This is a genomic window from Pseudoglutamicibacter cumminsii (genome assembly GCF_016907775.1).
Taxonomy (GTDB): domain Bacteria; phylum Actinomycetota; class Actinomycetes; order Actinomycetales; family Micrococcaceae; genus Pseudoglutamicibacter; species Pseudoglutamicibacter cumminsii.
The window spans coordinates 808,278-834,684 of the sequence record NZ_JAFBCO010000001.1; the positions used below are offsets into that span (position 1 = coordinate 808,278).

Below are 26,407 nucleotides of genomic sequence, written 5' to 3' on the forward strand. Positions count from 1 at the left end.
ATTTGTATCCGGCGTGGAATGAAAGTTTCGAAGACCATATGGAAGTGGATACAACGCCGATCTAGGCGCGGCTGATGAGGGTTAGGAGAAACCTCCTCACCACAAGGAAAACGCGCGATGACGCTGAGCGTCAAACCGTCTATTCGGGCGTTGTGAATTCGGCATCTGCCGTGACCGGGAGACTTAGCCGGGCATCATGAACCACAACGGGCCTGGCTGACAGTGGAGCGCCAAAAGGTATCGCCGTTTACGACTTGCTAGTAGCCCTGATCAGCGCGTGTATGTACGTGACGCAAAGACAGGAGCGCGCACCATGCAATACCCCGAACTCGCAACAGTACAAACCCGACTGACCTACCGGCTGACCAGCTTCCTCCTGGAAACCTCGCCGCCGGGCCCACCGTCAAGTGGATGGACGCATTCAACGCCCAACGCCACGCCGCCGAGGCTCTAGGCACTGCAGACCGCGAGTTGCCGTGGCTGGGCACCCGCGTCGACCCACGCGGCACAAGCCCTTCGGCAAGCGCCTGTGCCGCAAGATCGTCTGCGGCGACTGCGGACGTCCGTTCGGCCATAAGACCTGGCACTCCGGTACCCCGAACCGGGCCGACGTGTGGGAATGCCCCACGAACTACGTCAAGCGCGGCACTTGCATCACCAGCCACCTCTACCCGGAAGTGCTGCTGGTGAAGATGGCCGAGGCGTTGCAGCTGCTCGCTGGGCGCAACAGCGAGGCGGCCGACCAGGCGAACTCACAGCTACAAGGCGTTGCTGACCGGGCTAGCGAAGGCTTTCAGGTCTTCCCACGAGTCGGCACGGGCGGTGTCTTGCTCGTACGCGATCAGATAGCCCCAGTGCTGACCGGCGTAAGCATCCTCAGCAACCAACCGGCGCACCAACGCCTCGGCAGCCTCACGCTTGGCCTGCACCCTGGCATCATCGCGCCCGCGCTCTTCCTTGCCTTCGATGATCCAATGCACCCCGTTGGTGTCCAAGGCCACGAAGTCGGGGAAGTAGCGGTCTTTCGCGTTGTAGTACACGAACGCCCGGTCTTGCGGATGCAGGCGATGCCACCACACGATCCCCGGCGAGGTGTTGAGCAGGCGAGCAAGCTGGTATTCGCCGGTGAAGGAGTCGAAGGACTCCTCAGCGAATAGCGACTTGAACCATCCACCGTAGACCCGGCCTCGCACGAACTGGTCACGACTCTCGATCTGGTCATGCACTTTCTCACCAAGCGGGAGCGTGTAGCCGGTGCCTGGCATTGACTTGGGGTGTATGGTCGGCACCTCGCGGGTGGCTCGCAGTGTCTCGGCTGTGTAGTTCTTGATCAGCGCTAGGAGTTCGGCGCGGGCGGAGTCGAGGGATTTGACGGTCCAGCCGGTGAACGTCACGGCGCGCATGAACTTCGGCACCAGGAACGTGGCGACGTAGCGGGCGGTCTGTTCGGTTTTGGGCACCAACGACATGTTGATCACTAGTTTGACCAGCGCCTCCTCAGCGTCGGCGTCGTCGACGTGGACGGAGTCGACTTCGGCGCTTTCTCGATCCTCTGCCCGGAGTTTCTTGCCTAGGGCGGCGATGATCTCTTTGCGCAGCAGCACGTCCCCAGCAGAGGTGACCCGACGCGCCGCTTGCTCAATCTCGGCGTCACTGATTTCAGACAGGTCAATGGGCGGCTGCTGCACAGTCATCGTCGTCACCGGGAATCGGTAGGACACGTCAGCAAAGCTCGGGTTCCGTCCGATCGAAACCAGCTCCCAGGTGGGCTCATCCTCCTGCTCGGTGATGGTACGAACCCCAACACCGGGCAAAGCCAGCCCTTCGTCACCACCGTTGACGGGAACGGTGCCCGGCTGCGGAGCCACACCACCGGCGAGCTCACCACTGACACCAGTGCCCGGTTCAGAACCGGTTGTCATCGTTGGTTGGTCACCGCCGGTCGTGGGCGTACCTGTACCCGTACCGGAATCTTCGGCGGCTTTACGGATCGCCTCCTCAACCTTGGCTTTGTCAGGCTCGGCGATGGCTTCGTCCAGACCGAACTGCCGGAGCACGTTCTCCGCATTGAGCAGCTCGGTGAAGGACTGGTGAGCGATGATGTCGAGCTGGTCAATCTGCCACACGCCCGTGTACTTCCCAAACGGCAAACGCAGTCCGCGCCCCATGGTCTGCTGGGTCAACACCTCCGAGGCCATCGCTCGCAGTGTCACGACGACCGCGATGTTCTTGACATCCCAGCCTTCCTTGAGCTTGTTCACGCTCACCACCGCCAGCACCGGCGATTCGGGCCGATCCAATTCGTCGAGGCGACGCTGGGTCAACTCATCCTCGTGCTTGGAGTCCACCTGCAGCACAGCCTCATCTCGGCCGAGGTACTCCGGCGTGCGCAGCAGCTCGGCGACCTGGGTGGCGTGCCCCACATCGGAGCAGACCACGAAAGCGACCGCATTCACATGATCGCGGTTCTGGGAAGCCGCGTATGAGTCGTAATAGGCCTGCTTGAGCGCACGCAATTGCAGCGCGTCACGCAACTGCTGCTCTTCGGAGGCTTCATCGGTGCCATATCCAGTCTTGCGGAACGCCAACACGGGGGCCTTCACATACTTGTCCTGGATGGCGCGGTAGAGCGGGTACTCGAAGATGACGTGATCGGTGGCCTTGTCCACCGACGCGGTCAAACCAATCGCCGCTGCTGGATCGAGTTCCTTCAACGCTGCATTGAATGCGACCGCGCTGGCCCCGTAGAGGTGGGATTCGTCGGCGATCACAACCAGATCATCGAGGTTCTTCAGGTAGTCGAAGAGCACGCCGGCGTTCTCGTCGAAACGGCGCGGTTTCCGACGCATAGCCTCTTGCGTGCCACCATGTGTGTCTCCTTCAACATCTTTCGGAGCAATCAGCTGCTGGATGTTGAAAATAAACGCCAGCATTGGCACTTCACGGCCGAACGCGAGTCGGGCCGGCCCGTTCTGCCGGGCGATCCACGCCGAGTAGTCCTGTGGGGTCACCACCTCGGGCGGCACCGCCGCACCGGTGATATAGCGGGGCGTGCCGGGCGTGAAGTTCTGCACCGTCTTCGCCTGCACCGTCTTGCCTGGGGTGACGATCACGACGTTGCCGACCCCTTGGCGGCGCAGGTACTCCACGAACGCCGCCATCAAGTAGGTCTTGCCCACACCCGTAGCGAGGTTGAGCACCTGCATCACGGTCGGGTCGTAGTCACCCTCGAGAGTGAACACCAGCTGGCGTAGCGCTTCCTTATTCGGGGTGCGCAGGTCGAACTCGGAGCTGATCGACTCCAGCATGTCCGAATCAAAACTGATGTTGAGCTTGGTAGTCATTACTGGTCACCACCTTCGCTGTAGCGGAACACATCATCCGGCAAAGCCACCACTCGGGATCCCTTCACCAGTTTGCGTAGATGCTGGCGCACGCCGTCCATCACCGTGGTGGCCGCCAGCACGATTGTCTCGCCGGGCTGGATTTGGGAAGCAAGCCAGTCGACGATCTCGACCGTGGCAACCCCCTCCAGCACCTTGAGGAGGGCGTTGCCCCGGCGGGCGTCGAACATGTAGTCATCATCCGCATGCAGCAGGGTGAACCCTAGAATCGCGGCCACCGACTCGATCAGAGTCTGTCCGGTCGCGGCCGCAGTTAGCATCACCCTGTCCAATTCAGGGTCGTAGTCGAAACACGCAGGCGACAGATGGGCAACCTGGAAGCCGCCGCCACCTCGCCAGTTCAGCACTTCCTTCGTGCGCCTGGTCTTCGAGGCAGCCTTCAGTGTCTTCACCTCGACGCTCTTCTTTAATTCCGGGTCATCCTTGATCAGCTTGTTAAGCACGCTCGTGAATTTTGCGGCGTCCTCTGGCGAGACACCATCAGGTAGCCCGTCTTCCGTAGCGTCGACTCGTTCGCCCTTCGTCCGGGTTATCCCTCCCGGGTCTTGATCGTTGACAACCTTCTCCAGACGCGGACGAGTGAACCGATTAAACGTATCTTCCACCAGTTCACAGGTTACCCAGCGGCGACCCATCTTCTGCGCGACCGCAGCAGTCGTCCCCGAACCCGCAAACACATCCAACACAATGTCACCAGGATTAGACCCAATATGAATGATGCGCTCGAGGAGACGTTCGGGCTTCGGAGTAGAGAACGGAACAACTCCAGGCAGCAGAGACTTGATCTCATTTTTCGCACTTCTATTATGTCCGACATCACTATTACGCCATAGCGTGCGCGCGGGAGTGCCTCGCTCCGGAATATACATTTTTAGACCGAATCCACCTGCGCTTCCGTCAGCACCACGTAAAATAATTCTCGGCCATTGAAGTTCATCAAGGCGTTGAATTGTCCGACTAACAGTCGGCTCTCCCCAGTCCTTGACTTTCAAACAAGGAATGTCATCTCTAATTTCGACGCCTTCGCCTTCGAGCTCTGCGCGAATAGATAGCTCTTCCGAATCTGGATTAACCAATTCATAATCTGCCCAATGAGACAGTTCATTCAGCATCCATTCCTGGGCAAAGTACCAATTTGCTCCACTCCCCGGGTATTTCATCTCTCCCGTAATCGGGTGCTGGATTCCATAAACGCTCGGATGCTGGCGTCGGCCTCTATTGTGGCGCGCAGTCGGATCTCCATCCCACCATGGGCCGTTCGCGTCGTTATCTGGATTCTTGAACCGAGCGTTGTCAGCTGTGGTTCGGGGCATGCGGTTGACCGTAGAATCTGGCGATCTTCCGTAAACTATTATCGCATCCTGGTCTACGCTAAATTTGTCTGCATTATTGCGGGGGCCATCGGCCTTTTCCCAAATGATTTCAGCGAGAAAATTCTCTACGCCGAAAACCTCGTCGATCAGTAGTCGCATCCGATGGTTCTCGGCATAGTCCAGGTGAACCCAGATCGAGCCGTCGTCGGTGAGCAACTTCTTCATGTGCAACAGCCGGTCGCGCATCATAGTGAGCCACACGGAGTGCTCGAGGTTATCCTCGTAGTTCGCAAAGGTCTGGGCCGTGTTAAACGGTGGATCGATATAGATCAGCTTTACCTTGCCGACGTACTTGTCTGCCAGTTCTGGCACGCGGGTAAGGGCCTCGAGAACGTCTCCGGATTCGCCGAGGATGAGTAGGTTGTCGTCTTGGGGTTCGAGGTCGGCGCGCTCGGAGTATTCGGACTCTTCCGACTTCGGTCTCTGCGCACCTTGCACGTAGTCGTCTAGCACGAGGGTGTGGGTTTCGCAGTATCGCGGGTCTGAGGGGTCAACCCATGTGTAGCCGTACTTGCCGGTCTCAGTAGGGATGAGGGCTTTGTCTTTGTTATACCAGATGAGCTGGAGCCGTTGTTTCGTCATCTAGTTCGCCTTTCCAGTCGCTTCATTGCCACTGCGATAACTGCCCAGATGCCCGCGATATCACCGTCAAACGTAATCAAACTTCGAGATCATCCACTCAGGACAGCTAGGCGGTAATTCACAGTCCACGCACGATTACATCCATTATCGCTGAAAGCTTCAGAAACAACGCCCCTATGAATACAAAGCCCTAAAGTATGGGCGCCGCCGTCCAGAAGACGGGCACCAAAAGAGCTAACTCCCCGGGGCTTGGCCCCTAGCGGATGCCTTCCTCTCTAAATGTGTTGCCCATAGGTAATCAACGAGGGCTAGCGAGGCACCTGCCGCAAGATTTGCGTGCCGCTCCGTCAGTCCAACGTACGAAATAGTCTTCCCATGGCCTGTGCCAGAGCTGTTTCGCAATTCTGCAAGATTCCGCGCCATACTCGTAAGAGTTCCCAAGAGCACTCTGACCGCTTCGTGGTCTGGGACTAAATCGCTTACTTCACGAGGATTAATCGTCAGAGCGGTCTGTGTTTTGTCGACGACTTTGGGGAGTCTTTCGCATACAACGGGTCAGTCAGAAAGTACGCGCGCATCAGGCGCTCGAACTTCGAGCCCTTATCGCGCTCATCAAGCTCACCAAAGTACAGGCGGTCAAAAAGCGCACCGAACGCGTTGTCCTGCGAAGCGATAGTCATACGCTACTTCTACCAAATAAGTGTGGTCGCAGTAACACTGAATCGCCTATGTGGCGGGTTTGCGTGGCAGCTTGGGGTCGCGCTTGCGGGCCTTGCGTCCATCATAGATTCAGTCCCAGGCCGCCCCTGCACCGCCTGGACTATCCTGAGAGAAACAGTCCACGCATGTTTTGAGACAGTCTTTAAGGGAGCGCTTTCGTGGCTATTTTCGCGGTTGAATACACCTACATCGACGACGCCGAACTCATCCAGAAGCACCGGCCCGAACACCGCGCGTTCCTCGCCGCACAGCGCGAAGCCGGCACCGTGCTCCTCTCCGGCCCCAAAGTAACCGAGCCGGGCAGCGCCCTCATCATCGTCCGCGCCGAAACCGCCGAGGAGGCCGGCCGCATCCTCGACGCCGACCCCTTCAACAACCACGGCATCATCACCCACCGCACCATCGCGGAATGGAACGTCGTCATCGGCGAGCTCTAAAGCAGCGACCGCAGCGAACGCCAGAGCATCACCACCCAAGCCGCATAACGAAAGGTAGCCAGCCGTCGTGGCCCCAAACCTCACAACACAACGCCTCACCGACCCAGCCCCGAACAAGCCGTTACTGCTCGTCGGGCCCGGCATCGGAACAGGCGTAGAGGAACTGTGGAACACCACCGCGCAAGAGCTCGCCGATGACTTCGAAGTGATCGGCTACAACCTCCCCGGCCACGCCGGCGCCCCCGTGCACACTGACGCCTACACCGTCGCGGAACTCGCAGACGCGGCCGCCGCACTCGTCGCCGACCAACCCGCGGAACGCAGCGTCTACTTCGCCGGCGTCTCCATCTCCGGCGGCGTAGCCATGGAACTCGCACTCCACCACCCAGAACGGTTCGCCGCGGTCGCGGTCGTGTGCTCGGCACCGAAAATCGGCGAACCCGAAGCCTGGGAAGAACGCGCCCAAGCGGCCGCCGCCAACGGAACCGAGATCATGGTCCCGTTCTGCCGCGAAGGCTGGTTCGCCCCCGGATTCATCGACGAAAACCCCACCCAGGCCGAAGCACTGCTGAACAACCTGCGGGAAGCCGACCTCGCGTCGTACGTCACCATCTGCCGCGCACTCGGCACCTACGACGTCCGCGAAGACCTCGCCACCGTCACCATCCCCGTACTCACCATCAACGGCGCACACGACCAAGTCTGCCCACCAAGCGAAGGCGCCACCATCGCGGCCGGCGTACCCAACGGCAAAGCCGTAACCTTCAGCCACACGGCGCACCTAGCCCCCGTCGAAGACCCCGAACGCACAGCCACCGAACTCCGCAACTTCTTCCTCGCGCAGGGCTAGGCGACGGCGCGGATAACGACGGCGGTGGCGGCATCGCGGTCGCGTGGCAGCGACGCGGCTAGGACTGTACACGGCGACGGCGAGCGCGACTGCCGCGCGGCATCAAATATGAAGCGCCCCTACCGATCCAAAAGTCGAAAAGGCTAATGTTGGGTGGAAACGGCTCGCCGCACACAACACTGAGGTTGAACATGAAGACGTCCATCGCAACCGTTTGTCTCTCGGGAACTCTCGAAGAGAAACTCCATGCGTGCTCCGCGGCAGGCTTCGATGGCGTCGAAATCTTCGAACAAGACCTCGTCGTCTCCCCCATGTCGCCGGAAGAGGTTAAGGCTCTCGCCGCGCGGCTGAACCTCACGCTCGACCTCTACCAGCCGTTCCGTGACTTCGAAGGCGTGGACGAACCCACCCTGAAAGCCAACCTGCACCGAGCTGAAGCGAAATTTAAGCTCATGAACCGGCTCGGCATCGACACCATCCTCGTGTGCTCGAACGTCGCCACCGCAACCATCAACGACGACCGCGTGTTCGTTGACCAGCTCCGCACCCTCGGCGAGCTCGCCGCCCAATACAGCATCAAGATCGCGTACGAAGCCCTCGCGTGGGGTCGCTTCGTCAACACGTACCAGCACTCGTGGGAGATCGTCCGCGACGTCAACCTCCCCAACGTGGGCATCTGCCTGGACTCCTTCCACATCCTCTCCCGCGGAGACGACCCCTCCGGCATCGCCGACATCCCAGGCGAAAAAATCTTCTTCGTCCAACTCGCAGATGCCCCCGTGCTCTCGATGGACATCCTCTCGTGGTCCCGCCACTACCGCGTCTTCCCCGGCGAAGGCGGCTTCGCACTCGACGAATTCATGCGGTACCTCGCGCTGTCCGGTTACGACGGCATCGTCTCCCTCGAAATCTTCAACGACGTCTTCCGCCAATCAAACATGCGCAGAACAGCCGTCGACGGCCTCCGCTCCCTGATCTGGCTCCAAGACCGCACCGCGCACTTGCTGCAAGAAAAGAGCGAAACCTCCGCCCTCAACCTCGCGACACTGCCGTCGACGCAACCGACTCGAGGCTTCGACTTCGCCGAGATCCTCACCGACTCCCCCGAACTCGTAGCCGAAACCCTCTACCAGCTCGGGTTCCAGTTCTTCGGCCAGCACCGCCGCAAACCGGTGCAGCTATGGAAAGCCGGCGACGCCCGCATCATCATCAACGCGAAACCCCGCCCCGAAGGCGGAACCGAACTTTCAGGCTTCGGGATCCACGTCGAAAACCCAGCCACCGCCATCGCCAAGGCACGAGCGTTGCTCGCCCCGCGCGTCGCGCGCCGTCAGCTGCCTGACGAACAGCAGCTCGTGGGCGTCGTGGCCCCAGACGAGACCGAAATCTTCATCGGCTCCGCAGACGAATCCGCGCGCTGGGAAAAAGAATTCAGCGAAGCCGCCCCCACCAACAGCGAGCCCATCATCGAAGCCATCGACCACCTCAACGTGGCGCAACCATGGCAAGCGTTCGACGAATCCGTGCTGTTCTACACGAGCGCACTCAACCTCTCAACGCTGCCCGCCACCGAGGTCCCGGGGCCCATGGGGCTCGTCCGCTCCCAAGTCCTGGAATCTGCGGACCAAGCCGTCCGCATCGCCCTCAACATCGTTCCGCAAGGCACGTCCCAAGAGAAGAGCGGCGCCACCGAATACCCGGAACACATCGCGATCAGAACCAACAACATCATTGCCCTGGCGCAGCGCGCCCAGGCCGAGGGAATGCGGTTCCTCCGGGTCCCAGAAAACTACTACGACGACCTCGCCAGCAGGTACGACCTGCCCGCAGAAACGCTCGCGCGACTCAAAGAGCTCAACCTGCTCTACGACCGTGACGACGACGGCGAATTCCTGCACTTCTACACGGCGACGATCGGCGACATGTTCTTCGAAGTCGTTGAACGGCGCGGCGACTACTCCGGATACGGCGCGCCCAACGCCCCAGTACGGCTAGCCGCGCAGTTCGAAAGAACGCGGTTCCCCCACGGCAACTAGCAACGGAGTCTAGTAAGAGCAACTAGTAACTGACCGGTTCCTTGCGCGCGTGTGCTGTCGAGGCTCGAACTGTGAGCCCCGACGGCACACGTACCCGTTGAACCTCGCGGTTCCCCCTAATCTGAGCCAAGAGGAGACGGACCGCCTCGCGTCCCGCGTATTCAGTCTCAGCGCGCAGGCACGTCAAAGGTGGAGAGCTAAAGCTCGACCCGAACGTGTCGTCGTAACCCACAATCGAAACGTCCTCAGGCACCCTGACCCCCTTTGCCTCCATCGCCTGAAGCATCCCGATTGCCAGCTGATCGTTATATGCGACGATCGCCGTTGGGTTGTACGACAACGCGAGGTCCGCTGCCGCCGCGCCTTGATTGAGCAGCGGCCGAAACGGCCCAACTTGGATGGGGCTCAAGCCGTATTCACGGGTGACCTCTAGCACCGCCGACCAACGTTGCTGATTCGTCCAGCTCAGGCGAGGCCCAGAAACATACACAATCCTCTTGTGCCCCAATGACACCAGATGCTGGATAAGCAACTGATTCGTTTCCGGTGTTTCAGCGCATACAGAAGAAATCCCCGGGGCCTCGCGATTGAAAAGAACCAGAGGCTTGCGTCGCGCGATCTCCGTCAGATCTGTGTCCGAGAGCCAACGTGCCGAGACAATTAGCCCATCCACCGACGGCAAAATTCGGCGGATATGGTCAAGCTCAACACTTGCCGATTCTTCTGCATCGCCTAGAAGAACCATGTAGTCACCTTCACGAGCCGCCTGAACTGCGCCCTTCATGAGGTCAGTAAAGAACGGGTTACTGATGTCTTGAACCATCAGATCAATGGTGCGGTGTAGCGACGCTCCACCCACTTCTGGCGCGGGCCGACGGCGGTAGCCAAGCTCATCTGCTATCTTCTGGATGCGCAACATCGTTTGGAAGTTCACGCGGTCAGGCGTTGTGAACGCACGCGAAACCGTCGAGACCGCTACGCCTGCAACATTTGCAATGTCTTGCAACGTGACGGTCTTCCCAGGGAGAGCATCGTTGTCAAAGATTCCCATCACGTCCACCTGTGACCCTTCAAACCCATGCTTTCCCAAGCCTTTTGCACTCAGGCAAGAACAGACTAAATGTGATCTGGATCACCACACTATGGCAAAGTTTGGCAAAACTCTATCCGGAATTTGCCGGTTGTGAGAGCTTTGGATGCACCACTCCCGCCCGGAAGTCTTTGCAAGATCTGTCCCGGCGACTCGCACGAGGCCCTATGAGAGAGGCGTAACCACCATGTTCTCGATGAAGAAAAAGACCTTGCTAGCAGGAATCGCAGCGATTTCGAGTGCATCCCTCCTCGCCGGATGCGCCAACGTAGGCGACGGTAAGGCAAACGACGGAGAATTCCCCAACAAGGACATTCAGCTTATTGTCCCTTGGCAGCCAGGCGGTTCAGGCGACCTTTCCGCACGCACCGTTGCCTCCTCACTCGAAAAGGAGCTTGGAGTCAACATTGTTGTAGAAAACAAGCCGGGCGCAAACGGCTCTATCGGCTACAACTGGCTCGCTGACCAAGACCCAGACGGATACAAACTGTCTGTTTTGGGTATGGAAGTAGCGACGCTCCAGTACATGGATTACGACGTCAATCCAGATGACTACACCTACATCGGGCAGCTGCTTGAGGGCCCAGGAGCCATCGCAGTTAAGGCCGATAGCCCATACAAGACACTGCAAGACCTGATCGATGCGGCGAAAGAAAAGCCTGGCGCAATCACCTACTCAAGCCCAGGCGTCGGGTCGGTCTGGGATAACCCTGCACAGGGCTTCCAAGAGTTGGCTGGCATCGAACTGAAGAACGTTCCGTTTGACGGATCAGCACCTGCCATCCAGGCCGCAGCTGCAGGCGACGTCGATTTCTCCATCGACGCAGCTGGCTCACAAAAAGCCAATGTAGATGGCGGCAAGATGCGCTACCTCGCAGTGCTTTCTGAAGAACGCCTCGAAACACTACCAGACGTTCCGACCATGAAGGAACTGGGAATCGACCTTCAGAACTCTTCGTTCACCGGCATCATGGGGCCGAAGGGCATGGATGAAGAGGTCGTCAAGAAGCTCTCCAACGCTCTGGAGAAGGCCGTTGAAGATCCTGAATACAAAAAGGTGATCGAGGGCGCCAACCTTGTACCGGTTAGCCGCAACTCCGAAGACTTCACCAAGTACATCAATGAACAGGCAGAGATTCACGGCAAGTGGATCGACCTGGCGAAGGCTAAGTAAAACTGGCCACTACTGGTCAGCCTGAAACAAAGAGCTGAAATGTCTGAAGCAAAGCGAGAACCCCTGGCTGCGCTCCCGCATGAGGGTGAAAGCGCCATCGGAGACCATGAACCCGAGCAAACCGCTCCACAGGCTCGTGGCCTAGCCGGCTACCGCATGCGCGAATTGTTGCCCGTGGCCGTGTCGATTCTCCTCGGCGTTTTCATCCTCATCCAGGCCCAAAACATCCAAGCCGGCGATCGAGAAATTGGAGCTCGATTCTGGCCGACGATGCTGGCTGTGGGCTTGATCGGCTTAGGCGCGCTTCTGGTGGTCACAAATGTGATCCGCGGAACCCGCCCAGACGATATCCCGGAAAGGATTAGCGCTTGGGGCCTTAGCCGGTTCGCTGGTGCCGCAGTCGTGTTGATCGGCTATCTGATGTTGTGGCGCGTGCTGCAATTTTGGCTCATCACGATTGTCGTTGTCTTCCTCCTTTCGGTTCTATTCGATCGCCGCGGTTGGAAAGCGCTGATCTTGTTTCCCGTTGTGATCGGTTTGACTCTGCACTTGCTGTTCATTGTGTTGTTGAAGGTCCCACTATGAGTGAATTCCTCTCTTTCGACATGCCAAACACTCTGCTCGTCGGGAACGTCGTAGCCGAAGGCGCGTTGGCGGTTCTGAATTTTGAAACCCTGATATACATCTTTTTCGGGATGCTCGTGGGCATGCTCGTGGGCGCTTTCCCGGGCGTCACAGCCACGATGGCGGTGGCGCTCGCCTCGGGTTTCACCTTGACCTTGGAACCCACACAAGGTCTAGCCGTGCTGCTGACCATCTACGTGGCAGCGCAATTCGGTGACCGAGTGCCGGCAATCCTTTTGAACACACCGGGCACGCCAGCATCGATCTCAACAACGTTCGATGGCTACCCGATGGCGAAGAAGGGCCAAGCCGGCCTGGCTATGACCACCTCCGCGTTCGCCTCGGCATTCGGCATGATTTTCGGCATCATTTTGCTGTCTATTGCTGGAATCCCGCTGTCCCAATTCGCAATGAAGTTTGGGCCGCCTGAGCTATTCGCGTTGGTCGTTTTCGGTTTGACCATGATGATCGGTGTCTCTTCGGGCCGCATCATTAAGGGACTCATCGCAGGCCTCTTCGGCCTGGCACTGGCAACGGTGGGACGCGACCCAATCACGGGTGGTCAGCGGTTCGTCTTTGACATTCCGGAGCTTAACAGCGGCATTCCGTTCATCCCGGTCATCATCGGACTCTTCGGCGTTGCTGAAGTGCTGAATCAGATGATGACGCACCGCAAGGCTGCGCGTGAAGAGGCACCTATTACTCAGATGAATTCATGGATGCCAAGCCGGTCTGTGATGCGCCGAATTCTCAAGCCAATGACGCTGGGTGCCGGTTCTGGTTCGGTAGTCGGCATGGTTCCGGCTGTCGGCGGCGATATCGCTGGCATCATTGCGTGGGACTCAGCTCGGCGCGTATCTAAAAAGCCGGAAGAGTTCGGCAAGGGGTCTGTGGAAGGACTCACGGCGGGTGACACCGCCTCGACCGCAACGTTGGGCGGCTCGGTAACAACAAGTATGTCGTTGGGTGTCCCAGGTGACTCAGTCATGGCTGTGATCATTGGCTCCATGATGATCTGGGGCATCCAGCCCGGCCCGGCTCTGTTCTCGACGCAGCCGCAACTCGTCTTCACCTTGGCCACCATCATGCTGGTAGCGACCGTGTTGTCATTGGGTGTCTCGCTCGTGCGCATGAAGGGCATGGTCAAGCTACTCGAATTGCCTAAACCGTACCTGTGGACCATTATTCTGGTGTTCTGCATGGTCGGTACGTACTCGATCAACAACTCGGTATTCGAGGTCATTATGATGATGATCTTCGGCCTGGTTGGGCTGTTCATGGTGCGGTTCGGTTTCCCTACGGGACCGACGGTCTTGGGCCTCATTCTGGGGCCTCTGGCGGAATCAAACCTCCGGAGGACCCTCATCGGTGGAGGTCTGGAAAGCCTGTGGACCTCGCCTATCGCGATGGTACTGCTCATCATTTCTGCGCTTGCGCTGCTCAGCCCCGTGATTCGCGGGCTGGTTACTAAGCGCAAGAAGGCTGGCAAGAAGATCGGATATTTCCCACACCCTTAGTCATGGCAAATTCACCATCCGGCGAGAGCGTACTGCAGCGGATCTCCAAGATCCTGGGTTGCTTTGATCAAGAGAAACCCGTGCTTTCTGCCGCTCAGATCGCCAGGTTGACCGGCATCAGCCGTTCAACCACGTACCGGATGCTGCATGAACTCGAGCACGAAGGCTTTCTTAGGCGAACCAGCGAAGGCACGTACGCCATCGGGCTAAAACTGTGGGAGTACGGGGTCCGGGCGAGCGGCTACGAATACCTCGGCAGACTCTCGCGGCCATTCCTTCAAGGAATCCACGAGACCCTCAACGTCAACGTCTCGCTAGCCGTGCTCGACCACGACGACGGCTCCATCATTTATCTAGAACGCGCGGGCGACCTCAACCCGGAACAAGACCTCACCGAGGTCGCCGGGCGGTTGCCCGCGCTTCTCACCGCCACCGGACTAGTGCTGATAGCTTTCTCCGACCCAAAAGTGTGGGAACGAACCCTCCGCGAGGTGACGGAAGAACAGCTAACCCAAATCAACACGACCCGGAAACAGTTGCGGTCTTTGCTCGCGAAAGTGAAGTCGGAAGGCTTCTGTCATCTCAGCGGTGTACTGGTCAAATCCTCCACGGGCACTGCTGTACCCGTTTTCGGTCCGCACCGTGAACTGCTGGGGGCGCTGACCTTTGTGACGAAGGCTCGAGATGTAGACCTGCGCTCCCAACTGCCGGTACTTATTTCAGCTGCGCGAAGCCTGGGCCTGGCAGCATCTCCCAATTAGTCTCATTCAATGGGATTTTTCATTCGGCGGCGCTAAGAATGCTCAACTATAGAGCTATTCAACGTAAGCACGACCGTGGAGGCGACCGTCATGGCAATTTTTGCTATCCAATACACATACGGCCAAGACACCGAAAAAATGGGCGAGTTCCGGCCCGAACATGTTGAGTTTTTGTCCGGTCTCCACGAGGCGGGGACTCTACTCGCGTCCGGCCCCTGGTCTGTCCCTAACACCGGGGCACTACTGCTGATCAAAGCTGATAACGCTGAGGACGCTGCAGCGATCATGGGTAACGACCCTTTCGCACGCGAAAACCTCATTGCTGAGCGAAGCATTAATCAATGGAATCTGTTCTTCGGTTCCATCCCTGGTGCGGATTCAGAATAATGTTTGCGGCGGTCACAACACAGCGACGCGTCACGGAACTGGTAAACCTACCACGACGATAATAAGAACCCGCTAAAACATGCGGATTTTAGGGGGCTGTGGTGTTTTCGTGGTGACTTAGATTCACTACGCCATCGCTTAACGATACAAGGCGCGCCTGATCGCTTGGCCATAGGTGGGCATACGTCGCTAGGGTCTCGTTCGCGTTCGCGTGACCTAAACGCTTAGCAACAGCTACAGGCGACGCACCGCCGGCAATCAACAGCGACGCGTGATAGTGCCTGAGCTGATGCCAGCCCGGCCCGATATGGTCGCCTAACGTTTCACGTAGCCGCTTCCACGGTAACCAGATTCGCGGATAGGTGAGCGGCCCGCCATCCTTATACGTGAACACCAAACCCGCGGGCCCAGGATCTTCGGTGAGGGGTCGCAGCAGTTCAACGACCGCGGGCCCTATCTCAACATCACGATAAGAATGCGGGGTCTTGAGCGGCGCAAGCTCCCAATCTTTGACGTTGCCGGCAAGCTGATGTTCGACACGGACAATACCCGTATCGAGGTCGATGTTATCGACGGTGAGGCCGCACCATTCGCTAGGACGTAACCCGGTTGAGGCGGCGAACACGACCCCGGCACGTAGCCCGGGAAGGTCAGCAGGCAACAAGTCGATGATCTGTTGAACAGTTTCGGATGTGAGCGGCTTGACCCGTTTCGGGGCGGGCTTAGGTAGCTGGATGTCTTTACACGGGGTCGTGACGATGTACCCGGCCTTGACCGCGTAGTTTAGCGACGCTTTCAGTTTGCTGTAGATAGTTCCGATAGTAGACCGTTCTAGCTCGGTTCTAGCTAGGTCGCTCACCCACTGGTTTACGGATAGCCAGTCGATACGGTTCACGTACTCATCTTTGAAGCGGGGCAGTATGTATTGCTTCAAATAGGTGTTCGTACTCGCTTGCGTGTTCTTCGCTAACGTTCCTCGTTGTGCTAGCCATTCTTCGACTAGCGCGCCGTATTGGACGGGTTCGCGGCGTATGGCGCGGCCGGCGGCTATGTTCTCGGCTTCACGTCGCCGCTCGGTTATGAACGCTTCCGCGGCTATCTTGGTTGTGAACGACCGTTTGCGTTGTGGCTTACCGGGTGTTTCACGCCATACAGCTACCCAGCGTTTACCTTTCCCGTACCGTGCTGTTCTGGTCCGGTCCTTGTTATGCCAAGCATCAACTACACGCATCGGGTCACCTCATTCTTGGCGGCTGTGATGCGGTCTAGAGCGACCCCGGGTGTCACATGCCAGTATTCGGCGAGCTCGGATAGATGCGGCGTCCATTGGATGCCTTCACGGTAGAGGCACGCAGGAACGAGCCGTAACGCTGTAGCGCGGCGGACGGCGTGTTCTATCGCGGCCGGCTGTGAACCAACATGGCCCTGTTCGATGTGAATCAGTTCGTGTGTGAGTGTGCACCGCCGATCTATCTCAGTTCGGAGCGCCTCGGATAGGTACACGATGCGGCGGCCGTCTGTCATGCCCTTCACGCCGGCCGGGAGCGTGCAATCTTCGATCACGATGACACCGCGTTCGTTAGCCGCGCTCCATGGACACCACATAACAGCAACCGCAACACAGCACCCTGACAGTTTGAACTAAGCCGGCGCGTCATCGCCTGGCCATTCCCGTTCAATGAGGTCGCTGACCGTACCGCCGGGCGTAGTGTCAGCCGCGAGGCCGTACACGTCTGTTTGCTGTGGTGTTTTCTGGTTCACCATGACACGGACAAGTTGGAGGATTGCGGCGCGTTCTTCTCGGTTGAGGGCGGCGGCGTCGGCTGGGAGTTCGAAGGGGCCTAGGTGTTGGGGGATGCCGGCGGCGGCTCTTAGGAGGTCGGCATCTATCCGGAACGCCGCGGCTAGCCCTTCGATCATCTCGTTTGATGGTTTGGCGGGGTGAGCGCCGTTCAAGTAGCGTGAAACGCTTCCGTGCGAAATGCTGTAGCCGTGTTTGGCGGCTTCTTCGGCTATGCGTCTAGAACTTAGCCCTTGCGTGTTCAATCGGTTCAGCAAGTCAGATAGTTGGCTCATTTTGTGTTCCTGGTTGGTGGTGTCTCATGTCTAACTGTACGCAGGAAACGACGCGCCGTGTTGTAACGATTTAGGCGCGGAATCTCGCGGGAAATATGCCAGTCACGTAATTACGGTGTTGAAATTCGCTTGTTATGTGTATAGCCTGATATCGCACGCTATACAGAGCGCAGAAGAACGCAGAATAGCGCAAAACAGCGCACCGCGTGAATAGGGCGCTACGCGACAACAGAACGGCTAAACGCCGCATTCGCATGGTCAATCTGTATAACGTCAAACAGCACACAGCACAACAGGAAGGGGGAACGGATGGTCAACGACAACACCGCGCTAGACGTCAAGACCGCGGCAGAAGTGTTGGGCGTGTCTATGCCAACCGTTCGCGCGCTACTGAACGCCGGCGAACTAAAGGGCTACCGGATGAGCGACCGCGTGAACGCTAGCTGGCGAACAACAAACAAATGGATCGCGCAATACCAAGAACACCAAGCCGCGAAAACACACCGCTAACCAAACCAAGGGAGACAACAAGCAAATGATCCTCGCAATCATCCTCAGCATCATCACCGCCGTTGTCATCGGCCTGATCATCGCAGCTATCGCGCCGGATGTTCTCGGAATACAGCGACGCAAACCACGGCACCGAGCGGAACCACGAAAGGCAACCCGATGACCAACCACAACAGAGACACCTACGACGATGGGCCGGTTTGGTTACCGATGCTCGCAGGCGCGCTAACCGCCGTCGCAGGACCCTACCTACTCATCCAACTCATTCTTTGGATCATCCACGTGTTCGACCTATACCCGGAAGGAATCTAAACAACATGATCGTCAACAGGAAAGGCGGCGCGTTCGTCTACAAAGACAACACCCGCAGCTACACATCAACCGTGCTCGTTGTCGTTGAGCTCGACGGGGACACCGCACAGATTGAGTTGAACGACTATGACGCGCAGAAGCTAGCGGATGCGCTCACAGGCAAGACCCCTGACGACAGCCCGAAGGCGGCGGCATGACGGCGGATAACGGGATCACGGTTCATGAGTCGTTTGAGCAGGGAACACCGGCTTGGTTTGAGGCGCGCGCCGGTATCGTCACCGCATCCAACGTCCACAAGCTCTTGACGCCGCGGCTAGGGGTCGCAGACAACGCGACGAGCCGGGGCCTCATCTACCGGCTAGCGATGGAGCGGCTTACGGGGCACCCGGTTGACGCCGGCGCTACAACGTTTGCGATGCGGCGCGGCACCGAACTAGAGCCTTACGCACGGGAACACTTCAAACAACACTGGCTAGCGGATGGGCAGACGCTAACGGAAGCCGGGTTCATTACTCGCGACCATGAAGCGACCGATACCGCGCCCGCGTACCGGATCGGGTATTCACCTGACGGGCTCATCGACGATGACGGGATTCTTGAAATCAAATGCCCCGGACCCGAGAAGTTCTTGACCTGGTTTGAAGATTGGGAAGCGACGCGGCGGGAATACGGGCAGGCGGCCTATGTGCCAGCTGAACACATGTTGCAGGTACAGGCCGGGCTATATGTGAGCGGACGAACCCGCGGCGTGTTCATGGCGTACACGCCGGGCCTAACCCCAATCGTTAGCTACACGGTGTCAGACCCGGCTTGGGTGAACACAATCAAGGCCGCCGTTCAAGCAGCAGAAACCAAAGTGAACGCGCTGGTCAACCTGCACCGGACCGCGACCAGCGGCGAACCGTTCGACCCGTGGTTTGACCCCTTCGACGAAGAAGCGACGGTGATTGACCTATGTCCGACGAACTAGACCTTGCAATCTATACGCGTCCAAAGAGCGATCGGTTCACGATGGGTTATTTCGTGCACGGCCCGGAAACCTTCACTGTTAGAGCAGTTGACACTAACGGGCCCGAAGGATACGAAACTCAAATCTATTTTGAGGAAGTCAAAGACCGTGTATACCACCCCGGAGCGCAAGCCCTGTTCGTTCTTGTAGCGCTATGGGGTGCTAATGGGCGGGCCTATGTCGGCAGGCGGATGACCCTAGCCCCTGACTATGGCGCTAAGCGACTCAGCAGAACCGGCGAAACCCTCCGAATCAGCCACCTAAGCCACATCGACGGCGGCAAACAGGTTTGGGTGAGAACCGGCAAGAACACGCCAAAAGCCCCTTACGACGTCCACCCGCTGCCTATGGATGATGCGGCGGCGGCTGTGGACGAACCCGGGCTTATCGCGCAAATACATCAGACACGAACCGTCGAAGAGATTACGGCGCTAGCTGAACACCTCAAAACCATCGACGCGCCCGCGGCGGCTATGGAAGCGGCCCGCAAACAATGGGCGAACCTCACAAACACGCAAGGAGAAAACCAGTCATGACAGATACACACCTGACCATCATCGGAAACCTGACCGCGGACCCTGAACTACGTTTCACACAGAACGGGGCGGCGGTAGTGAACTTCACGGTCGCATCAACCCCGCGCACATACGACAAACAGGCGCAGCAGTGGGTTGACGGTGAAGCGCTGTTCATGCGGTGCAACGCTTGGCGTGAACAGGCAGAGCACGCCGCGGAAACCCTCGCGAAGGGGATGCGGGTTGTCGTCGTTGGGAAGCTGAAGGCGCGTTCTTATCAAGACAAAGAGGGCAACAATCGGACGGCGTGGGAGCTTGAAGCGGATGAGATCGCGCCGTCGCTACGGTACGCAACCGCGAACGTCACGAAAGCCAACAGCGGCATGAACAACAACGCCGGTGCTGGTTCGCCTTGGGGTGGACAACCACAACAGCCACAACCACAGCCACAACCACAGCAGCAGGGCTGGGACCTACCCGCCGGAACCCCGCAAGCCGCTCCACCGTTCTAAACCACACCACACCCGGCTAGCCAAGAAAGGAGACACCCCGCATGACGAAACAACGGGACCGCGCGTGCCGATACGTGGAGCCACCCAACGCCAAAACACAGCGCTACGACACCCACAAGCAGGCATATATCTACGCGACACAATGCGCAACCACGGTTGAGGAATGGCGGCCTATCCCAGGCTACGAACCCCGTTACCTCGTATCGAACCACGGCCGTTTGAAGAACACAGAAACCGGCCGTTACGTCGGCACTAGGGAGCACGGCGGCACCGGCTACATACGAGCAACCATCTACAAACAAGGCGCAACCAAACCAACCCGCGCCCGCGTCCACGTCTTGGTTGCGGCCGCGTTCCTCGGACCAAGACCCGCCGGGCTCGACATCTGCCACACCGACTCCAACCCCGGCAACAACCACATCGGGAACCTACGCTACGACACCCGCGGCGCAAACATAGCGGACGCGAAACACGCGCAAACACGATGCGCTAACGGGCACCCATGGAACACACAGACCCGTTACGTGAGGGCTGACGGCGGCGGCTGGAAATGCCGCATCTGCAGGAACGAAGGAATCGCACGCTACCGGGCACGCACGGCCGGGCACATCACGAAAGGCAGGCGCTCATGGGCATCACGACATGCCGCGGCTGGAACGGGACCGTACACGGCTACCTACACCACCAACAGCACGGAACCGCGCCGTGTATCGGATGCGTTACGGCGTGGCGGCAATACCAGGCACGCACCAAACCGAACCGGCGGTTAGGGCTCGCTACGTGGCCGCTATGCGGGGCAGAACACCCATACACGCCCGCCGGCTACACCTGGCACCAAGCAACCGGAACCCCGCCGTGTATCGGCTGCGAAACCGCACACAACGAAACCACACCATCATGAACCAGACCGAACAGAGCCTACACAACTGGATCACCGACCGGCGCGCCCGCGAACGAACCAGAAACCAGCCGGCCCTAACAATCCACCAAGCACACGCAAACGCTAAACGCATCATGACCGCCGCACAGAAAGAAGCGGATAAAGCACGGTGTGAAGCGAAACAACGGCTAAGCGATGCAACACACTTCGCGGTCACCATCCAGCGACGCCGCGCAATCCTAGCGCAAGCAGACCTGAAACACCGCGCCATGAAGCAGCAACGGCAACGCTCACGACAGGCCCAACCCGAACGATGCGGCGTTTGTGGTGACTGGACACTAAACGACCACTGCAACACGTGCCAACGAAAGAAACGACCATGACCATGACTAGCACTGTCTACAGCTACCGCGGCCGGAACCGTGACATCACATGCGGAGACGCGACCGGGACACCAAGAGGATACCGGAGACACTACCGGCGCGGTGAACCTGCCTGTGACCTATGCCGTGAAGCAGAACGGTTACGGAGCATACAGCGGCGAAACAAAATCCGGGAAGAACACGAACGCAGAACCGGGGGACGCAAACACCCTACCGGGTTCGACCTTGACGCGACCAAACGAGCGCTAGACCGATACCTACAGGCCCGCAGAGAACGGAAACAAAAGGCAGGTGCCGACCGTGGTTGAACGGAACTATTTACAAGCCCGCGGCGCATCCATCACCGCACCCACCAGCTACCGCACATTCAAACCCTACGTGTACAGGGGCGCGGAACCATGGACCCCACCGACCAAACCAGAAAACCACTACACCTGCGAGACCACAGGTAAACGAGTCACCACCTACACCTACAGGCAGCACCTCAACCAGGGGGAGCCGGCCTGCACGCCGTGCCAGGTGTTCAGTCGTCTGTTACAGCGGCGGAGTGAACAGCACCGCACCGTTGGCGTGTACTGCGAGGCACCGAAACCATGTAGCCCGGAAGGCTACGCGTGGCACCAACACCAAGGCGAAACACCTTGCCCCGAATGCACCCGATACCACCAAAAGGAGAACCCACAATGACCGCTAAGTTCACTGCCAGCAACGGCGTCGAAATTGAGATCACCGAAGACGGCTACTTACGCGGAAACAAACACATCCACCCAGGCATGCTGTATGCGACGGCTGGCCGCGAAGGGGTCGAAGCCCTACGCGAATACTTCCAGCACGAACGAGACCAAGAGCTAAACAGGTGGCGCGACCCGGACAACCCCGACTTCGTGGTGTACCGGCGACCTGAGGAGGATGACGACGACGGGCGCGCTGTCGCGGTGTTGGACGATTCCACAGGAGTCGCGTTTACCTACTGGGAAAAATATGGCCTGGACGGGCAATGCACCACGAGATACGAAAATGGGCAGGAAGCGGCGGGCCGTTACTTCGCCGCGCACCCCGAACCGAAACCTTGGGAAGAGGCAAAACCCCGTGAAGCGTGGGTTCTCACTATCGACGGAAAAGAATTTCCTGCCACCGCAACGCTCTCCCTTTTCTCAGACGGCTGTGACTTCTACACCGGGGGCGATTGTCTCAATGCCCATGACCCTTCTATCACTGCTGGCCGCCGTATCTGGCCCGAAGAGGACTGACCCATGACCGACCACTACACCGAAGCAATCAGGCTGATCCGCCAACTACCGACGGATCTACCTGTAGAAGGGGTCATCACCCTCGCCCAAGTCCACGCCACCCTCGCACTCGCTGAACAGCAACGAATAGCGAACCTTATTGCGTTCCTACCGGGAATCGAAATGCCCGAAACAGGCGGGGCTATGGTGCAAGCCGACGGCCTAACCGAGATCATCCGAAAAACCAACCACGAGGGCCGCGAATACGGAATGTACCGCATCCGCCCCGACATCGCCCGAGCCCTACGAATCGAGACAGCGAATGACTACCCACTCCAACGGGCCGAGGAAGCGGCCCGCGCGAAACTCCACGCAATCTATGGATCAGGGAACGTCCTGGATAAGGAGGCCATCGTCAAGGCCGCATTCGAGTCCATCGACACCGACGAACTGCGAGATGTTATCAGCGGCTGGCTCATTGGTACCGGCTACTACAGCGTTGAAATCTCCATCGACGAAGCCCATTACATCGCCTGCGCCGTCAAAAACTGGCTCACCGGAAAGGAGAACTAGACATGAGCAACGACACGCTAACCCCAGAGATTGAAGCCGCGCTAGACAAGATGAAGCTATACGACTACCACGAAGAAGCGTGTGGAAGCATCGCCGCGTTGCTGTGGGATTACCTCAACAACCCGCTAGTGAAGGGACACGACACGAAACTAACCGACAAAGACAGGGACAGCGTGGAGCGCGCCGCGAAATTCCTTGCCGCTATGTCGGGGATGCCCAACGTGTTCTATAAGCAGTGGGCAACACACGACTACGCGGAAACCTGTTTGAACATCGGACAGTTTCTAAGCGATGACTTCGAGCCGGCGACGTTCGAAGCAGGTGACCTGATGGGCTGGCTCGTATGGGACTACGTAACCCAGTGCGACATGATCAGCCGTTGGGATACAGAGTGCGAAGACTACGACCCCGAAGAAACGAAAGCAGTCTTGTTTGAGCAGCGGGCCCTATCGCCGCAAGCCAAGACTTCTTTAGCCGTCGCTGACATTTTCCTCGACTACATTACGCCGCTTGAAGATCAGTCGCTGACCGCCGCGGAACAGACCCTAGACGATGTGGGGCAGATGCTTTACGGCGTAGTGCACAACGACCCGGGAGCGCTATCAATAATCTTTGACCGGCCCGGCGAAACACTCGTCCATAAGCTCGCTGACTACATCCTTGACGATTACCTCGCTAAGGACGCTCCCGGCCGGGAACTGATCGAGTCGCTTGTTAGGCAGTTCCTCGCATGCGGGGCGCACATCGAGCGTCCCAACCCGAACACAGATGATCCCGTTAAGCACTATTCGGACACGGTACCGATCGAGTCAGACCCTCACTACACGATCACACGCGCCGGCACAGTCACCAACACCAAGACCGGCCGCGTATTGAAGCCCTTCCCACGCGGTAAAGCTCGCGGCCTATCGGTCAGCTTACCTAGCGGCACCCACTATGTGCACACGCTCGTTGCGGCCGCGTTCCTCGGACCGCGCCCGGAAGGTCACGACATCATCCACCTAGACGGCGACCAAGTGAACCTACACGCAGACAACCTGGCATACGTGACTAGGTCGGAACGTATGAAGGGCGTTTACTACCGCGCCCGCCGGAACCACTAGAGACAGACAGGAGCACACACTATGGCACGGATCAGAACTATCAAGCCTGAATTCTGGGACACCCCGGAAATCAACACAATAAGTCTAGAAGCGCGCCTAACTTTCATCGCGCTCTTGAACTGGGCAGACGACTACGGAACCGGCACCTGCAACCCGCGTGAACTGCTCGGTTTCGTCTTCCCGCATGACGAAAACATAACCCTCGGAGATTTCCGCCGAGCCCTCGGAGAAATCCGCCGAGTATTCGGCGTAACTTTCTACAAGGTGAACGGACGAGGTTACTACAACGTTTTGACTTTCATCAAACACCAAAAAGTAGATAAACGGTCACAACCGAAACACCCCGGCCCATACACGCCCGGAGTCGTGTTTGACACCCCAGAAGATGAAGAAAAAGCCCGGAATTCCGCGGAACTTCACGGCATCCGAGAATTTCCGCGGAATCCCGCCGAGCCCTCGGCGGAAAACATCGAGCCCTCGGCGTTGGAAATAGGAAATAGGAACGTAGGAAATAGGAACAGTCTTATTAACCCTCAACGCGCTGACGCGGTTGAGGAAGCGACCACACCCACGGCACCGGCACCAACGAAACCGAAACCGAAACAGTTCGCAGAGTTCTGGGAACACTACCCCCGCAAAGTCGGAAAACGAGCAGCAGAAACCGCATACCGCAACGCGACCAAACGAACCGACGAATCAACCATCCTCGAAGGCGTGAAACGGTACGCGACAGACCCGAACCTGCCAGACGTGAAATTCATCCCACACGCGGCGACCTGGCTCAACCGTGACGGCTGGCTAGACGAACCCGAACCCGTACAAGCCACAGGAACCGACGCACACAGGTTCATGACCAACACCGAACGGAAACTACACACCACACTTCAAGCCGGCCTCGCATGGGCAGCAGAAGAACAACCCGCCCTAGACACCACACAGCCGTTACAACTCAAATACGAGGAACCACGCCAATGACACGCAACGAACACCGGACGCTAACCCGTGAAGACGTCGTGAAGATCGTCGGCTACATCCAAGCCATCGACCCACAACACGACGGACACAGGCCAACCCTCGAACTATGGGAACGCGGCCTACAAGGCTACGACCCGGAAGAGATCCGCGAAGCCGTCCTTGAATTCCATGACGACCAGCCGAAAGCATTCAGCGGGCAACGGATCCGTATAACGCCCGCAGACGTCCGCAGAATCATTCACAGGCATAAACACGCACAGGAAGCACGCGAGGCCGCCAGAACCGCCCTAGAAGCCCGGAAACAGCCACGTACACGGGCGACGTTGCCGGCAGGTGGCTGGAGAGAACTAATCAAACACATCGGCACAGGCGGCAAACAATGACGAACCCAGTCACACACATCACCATCAACCGCCCCGACGGGTTGAAGTTCATGAACGCGAACCAGCGGCTACACCACCACCAAAGAGCCAACCTAACCAGACAATGGCGAGCACTCGGACGAACCGCCGGCGAAACCCTACAAGCACACACACCAACCCACTACAGCCGCGCCCGCGTCACCTACACCACCACCAAAACAACGCGGCGACGCTACGACCCACCCAACCTATACCCAACCTACAAAGCAATCCTTGATGGGCTAGTAGACGCAGGAATCTTCGACGATGACAACAGCGACATCATCACCGAACACACCTTCACCCGCGGAAACCTCGGAGCCATCGAACAAGCAACCATAACGATCACACCACTACCCGAACGGACACCATGAACACCGAACAGCACTGCACCATCTGCGACACACCCGCAACCTTGTACCTATGCCCGGCATGCACACGCGACCTACAAACATGGCTCAACAAAATCACAGGCGAATGGCTGCATGCCCTCTACCTCATCGCGACCGGACAAGCACGACCAGCAGACACCACAACACGCAACACCACCCCCGGGCCACGCGCACCCATCAACCACACACTCACAGCCATACACACCCGGCTAGCCAACACAGCGCGCGACGCACACACCTACGCCCGAAACCCCCACGCAGCAGAAACCGCGCCCGCAATCATCAACGCAATCAAAACCGCCAACACAGTCATCCACGGAACCGAAACCAGAACAAGCCACCTACTCGCAACCCACAAGCTAAACACCATCGACCCAATGCGAGTACCCGCGCTGTGCGACTGGTACCGGGACACGCTAGGCATCAACCTCAAACCCAACCGCGTCTACGGATGGATCAAACGCGGCAAACTCCCACACCAATACGCCTACCACCCACGCGACATCTGGGAACACCTCACAGAACGCGAACGCACCAACATCACACACACGCGCCCGAATGAATGATATAGTCACAACAGGG

30 protein-coding genes and 1 pseudogene are annotated in these 26,407 nt (G+C 58.4%); 23 read left to right on the plus strand and 8 right to left on the minus strand.

The features are described 5' to 3' along the window. Positions 1-476: 476 nt before the first annotated feature. Positions 477-671 (plus strand): annotated as a pseudogene (locus JOD50_RS10595) (recombinase zinc beta ribbon domain-containing protein); the annotation flags it as partial. 87 nt (positions 672-758) lie between these two features. Here JOD50_RS10595 and JOD50_RS10375 read toward each other — a convergent pair. From JOD50_RS10375 to JOD50_RS03710, 4 genes are all read right to left on the minus strand, one after another. Beyond that, on the minus strand, positions 759-3,344 hold the full coding sequence (locus JOD50_RS10375) for a DEAD/DEAH box helicase (protein WP_239541516.1): 2,586 nt from the start codon (positions 3,342-3,344) through the stop codon (positions 759-761). Continuing rightward, on the minus strand, positions 3,344-5,359 hold the full coding sequence (locus JOD50_RS03700; RefSeq protein WP_204880446.1) for a site-specific DNA-methyltransferase: 2,016 nt from the start codon (positions 5,357-5,359) through the stop codon (positions 3,344-3,346). Before JOD50_RS03700 ends, JOD50_RS10375 begins: the two co-directional genes overlap by 1 nt. 234 nt (positions 5,360-5,593) lie before the next feature. Then, a complete protein-coding gene (locus JOD50_RS10690; protein ID WP_204881520.1) occupies positions 5,594-5,863 on the minus strand; it encodes an abortive infection family protein in 270 nt (89 codons plus the stop codon). Beyond that, on the minus strand, positions 5,860-6,039 hold the full coding sequence (locus JOD50_RS03710; RefSeq protein ID WP_204880447.1) for a PDDEXK family nuclease: 180 nt from the start codon (positions 6,037-6,039) through the stop codon (positions 5,860-5,862). The genes JOD50_RS10690 and JOD50_RS03710 overlap by 4 nt, the downstream gene beginning before the upstream one ends. Positions 6,040-6,237: 198 nt before the next feature. Between JOD50_RS03710 and JOD50_RS03715 the strand changes: the two genes are divergently transcribed. From JOD50_RS03715 to JOD50_RS03725, 3 genes are all read left to right on the plus strand, one after another. After that, positions 6,238-6,516 (plus strand): YciI family protein, encoded by a 279-nt coding sequence (locus tag JOD50_RS03715; RefSeq protein WP_204880448.1) that lies wholly within the window; start codon positions 6,238-6,240, stop codon positions 6,514-6,516. Between the two features lie 67 nt (positions 6,517-6,583). Then, positions 6,584-7,366, plus strand: coding sequence for an alpha/beta fold hydrolase (locus tag JOD50_RS03720; protein WP_204880449.1), 783 nt, complete (start codon positions 6,584-6,586; stop codon positions 7,364-7,366). A gap of 191 nt (positions 7,367-7,557) precedes the next feature. Continuing rightward, a complete protein-coding gene (locus JOD50_RS03725) occupies positions 7,558-9,402 on the plus strand; it encodes a bifunctional sugar phosphate isomerase/epimerase/4-hydroxyphenylpyruvate dioxygenase family protein (RefSeq protein WP_204880450.1) in 1,845 nt (614 codons plus the stop codon). A gap of 22 nt (positions 9,403-9,424) precedes the next feature. Here the strand turns inward: JOD50_RS03725 and JOD50_RS03730 are convergent, their stop codons facing one another. Then, positions 9,425-10,453: a LacI family DNA-binding transcriptional regulator gene (locus tag JOD50_RS03730; protein ID WP_204880451.1), complete on the minus strand. Its 1,029-nt coding sequence runs from the start codon at positions 10,451-10,453 to the stop codon at positions 9,425-9,427. Positions 10,454-10,688: 235 nt separating this feature from the next. On the opposite strand from JOD50_RS03730, the gene JOD50_RS03735 reads away from it, so the two are divergent. From JOD50_RS03735 to JOD50_RS03755, 5 genes are all read left to right on the plus strand, one after another. Continuing rightward, positions 10,689-11,666: a tripartite tricarboxylate transporter substrate binding protein gene (locus JOD50_RS03735; RefSeq protein WP_204880452.1), complete on the plus strand. Its 978-nt coding sequence runs from the start codon at positions 10,689-10,691 to the stop codon at positions 11,664-11,666. A gap of 39 nt (positions 11,667-11,705) precedes the next feature. Further along, positions 11,706-12,251: a tripartite tricarboxylate transporter TctB family protein gene (locus tag JOD50_RS03740; RefSeq protein ID WP_204880453.1), complete on the plus strand. Its 546-nt coding sequence runs from the start codon at positions 11,706-11,708 to the stop codon at positions 12,249-12,251. Continuing rightward, positions 12,248-13,807, plus strand: a complete 1,560-nt coding sequence (locus JOD50_RS03745) for a tripartite tricarboxylate transporter permease (RefSeq protein WP_239541517.1) — start codon at positions 12,248-12,250, stop codon at positions 13,805-13,807. Before JOD50_RS03740 ends, JOD50_RS03745 begins: the two co-directional genes overlap by 4 nt. Positions 13,808-13,809: 2 nt before the next feature. Continuing rightward, positions 13,810-14,568, plus strand: a complete 759-nt coding sequence (locus JOD50_RS03750) for an IclR family transcriptional regulator (RefSeq protein WP_204880454.1) — start codon at positions 13,810-13,812, stop codon at positions 14,566-14,568. A gap of 90 nt (positions 14,569-14,658) precedes the next feature. Beyond that, positions 14,659-14,955, plus strand: coding sequence for a YciI family protein (locus tag JOD50_RS03755; RefSeq protein ID WP_204880455.1), 297 nt, complete (start codon positions 14,659-14,661; stop codon positions 14,953-14,955). Positions 14,956-15,043: 88 nt separating this feature from the next. Here the strand turns inward: JOD50_RS03755 and JOD50_RS03760 are convergent, their stop codons facing one another. The 3 genes from JOD50_RS03760 to JOD50_RS03770 form a co-directional block, all read right to left on the minus strand. Beyond that, a complete protein-coding gene (locus JOD50_RS03760; protein WP_204880456.1) occupies positions 15,044-16,186 on the minus strand; it encodes a tyrosine-type recombinase/integrase in 1,143 nt (380 codons plus the stop codon). Further along, positions 16,177-16,518 (minus strand): ImmA/IrrE family metallo-endopeptidase, encoded by a 342-nt coding sequence (locus JOD50_RS03765; protein WP_204880457.1) that lies wholly within the window; start codon positions 16,516-16,518, stop codon positions 16,177-16,179. The genes JOD50_RS03760 and JOD50_RS03765 overlap by 10 nt, the downstream gene beginning before the upstream one ends. Before the next feature lie 78 nt (positions 16,519-16,596). Further along, on the minus strand, positions 16,597-17,031 hold the full coding sequence (locus JOD50_RS03770) for a helix-turn-helix domain-containing protein (RefSeq protein ID WP_204880458.1): 435 nt from the start codon (positions 17,029-17,031) through the stop codon (positions 16,597-16,599). Between the two features lie 309 nt (positions 17,032-17,340). Here JOD50_RS03770 and JOD50_RS03775 point away from each other — a divergent pair, with 309 nt between their 5' ends. From JOD50_RS03775 to JOD50_RS03840, 14 genes are all read left to right on the plus strand, one after another. Beyond that, positions 17,341-17,541, plus strand: coding sequence for a helix-turn-helix domain-containing protein (locus tag JOD50_RS03775; protein WP_204880459.1), 201 nt, complete (start codon positions 17,341-17,343; stop codon positions 17,539-17,541). A 159-nt stretch (positions 17,542-17,700) separates the two neighbouring features. Further along, entirely contained in the window at positions 17,701-17,853 is a 153-nt protein-coding gene (locus JOD50_RS03780) for a hypothetical protein (protein WP_204880460.1), read from the plus strand. Between the two features lie 5 nt (positions 17,854-17,858). After that, positions 17,859-18,050, plus strand: coding sequence for a hypothetical protein (locus tag JOD50_RS03785; RefSeq protein ID WP_204880461.1), 192 nt, complete (start codon positions 17,859-17,861; stop codon positions 18,048-18,050). After that, a complete protein-coding gene (locus JOD50_RS03790) occupies positions 18,047-18,823 on the plus strand; it encodes a lambda exonuclease family protein (protein ID WP_204880462.1) in 777 nt (258 codons plus the stop codon). Before JOD50_RS03785 ends, JOD50_RS03790 begins: the two co-directional genes overlap by 4 nt. Further along, positions 18,808-19,398, plus strand: coding sequence for a hypothetical protein (locus tag JOD50_RS03795; protein WP_204880463.1), 591 nt, complete (start codon positions 18,808-18,810; stop codon positions 19,396-19,398). Before JOD50_RS03790 ends, JOD50_RS03795 begins: the two co-directional genes overlap by 16 nt. Next, positions 19,395-19,889 carry a single-stranded DNA-binding protein gene (locus tag JOD50_RS03800; protein ID WP_239541518.1) on the plus strand — a complete coding sequence of 165 codons (495 nt, stop codon included), beginning with the start codon at positions 19,395-19,397 and terminating at the stop codon, positions 19,887-19,889. The genes JOD50_RS03795 and JOD50_RS03800 overlap by 4 nt, the downstream gene beginning before the upstream one ends. 41 nt (positions 19,890-19,930) lie before the next feature. Then, positions 19,931-20,659 (plus strand): NUMOD4 motif-containing HNH endonuclease, encoded by a 729-nt coding sequence (locus JOD50_RS03805; RefSeq protein ID WP_204880465.1) that lies wholly within the window; start codon positions 19,931-19,933, stop codon positions 20,657-20,659. A gap of 1,176 nt (positions 20,660-21,835) precedes the next feature. Then, positions 21,836-22,402: a hypothetical protein gene (locus JOD50_RS03810; protein ID WP_204880466.1), complete on the plus strand. Its 567-nt coding sequence runs from the start codon at positions 21,836-21,838 to the stop codon at positions 22,400-22,402. 3 nt (positions 22,403-22,405) lie between these two features. Then, positions 22,406-22,954 (plus strand): hypothetical protein, encoded by a 549-nt coding sequence (locus tag JOD50_RS03815; protein WP_204880467.1) that lies wholly within the window; start codon positions 22,406-22,408, stop codon positions 22,952-22,954. 2 nt (positions 22,955-22,956) lie between these two features. Continuing rightward, the gene (locus JOD50_RS03820) at positions 22,957-24,057 is read left to right on the plus strand and encodes an HNH endonuclease signature motif containing protein (protein WP_204880468.1); all 1,101 of its coding nucleotides are present in this window, start codon (positions 22,957-22,959) and stop codon (positions 24,055-24,057) included. 21 nt (positions 24,058-24,078) lie between these two features. Then, positions 24,079-25,032 carry a hypothetical protein gene (locus JOD50_RS03825; protein WP_204880469.1) on the plus strand — a complete coding sequence of 318 codons (954 nt, stop codon included), beginning with the start codon at positions 24,079-24,081 and terminating at the stop codon, positions 25,030-25,032. After that, a complete protein-coding gene (locus tag JOD50_RS03830; protein ID WP_204880470.1) occupies positions 25,029-25,415 on the plus strand; it encodes a hypothetical protein in 387 nt (128 codons plus the stop codon). Before JOD50_RS03825 ends, JOD50_RS03830 begins: the two co-directional genes overlap by 4 nt. Next, positions 25,412-25,807 carry a RusA family crossover junction endodeoxyribonuclease gene (locus JOD50_RS03835; RefSeq protein ID WP_204880471.1) on the plus strand — a complete coding sequence of 132 codons (396 nt, stop codon included), beginning with the start codon at positions 25,412-25,414 and terminating at the stop codon, positions 25,805-25,807. Before JOD50_RS03830 ends, JOD50_RS03835 begins: the two co-directional genes overlap by 4 nt. Further along, a complete protein-coding gene (locus tag JOD50_RS03840; protein ID WP_204880472.1) occupies positions 25,804-26,391 on the plus strand; it encodes a hypothetical protein in 588 nt (195 codons plus the stop codon). Before JOD50_RS03835 ends, JOD50_RS03840 begins: the two co-directional genes overlap by 4 nt. Positions 26,392-26,407: the final 16 nt, after the last annotated feature.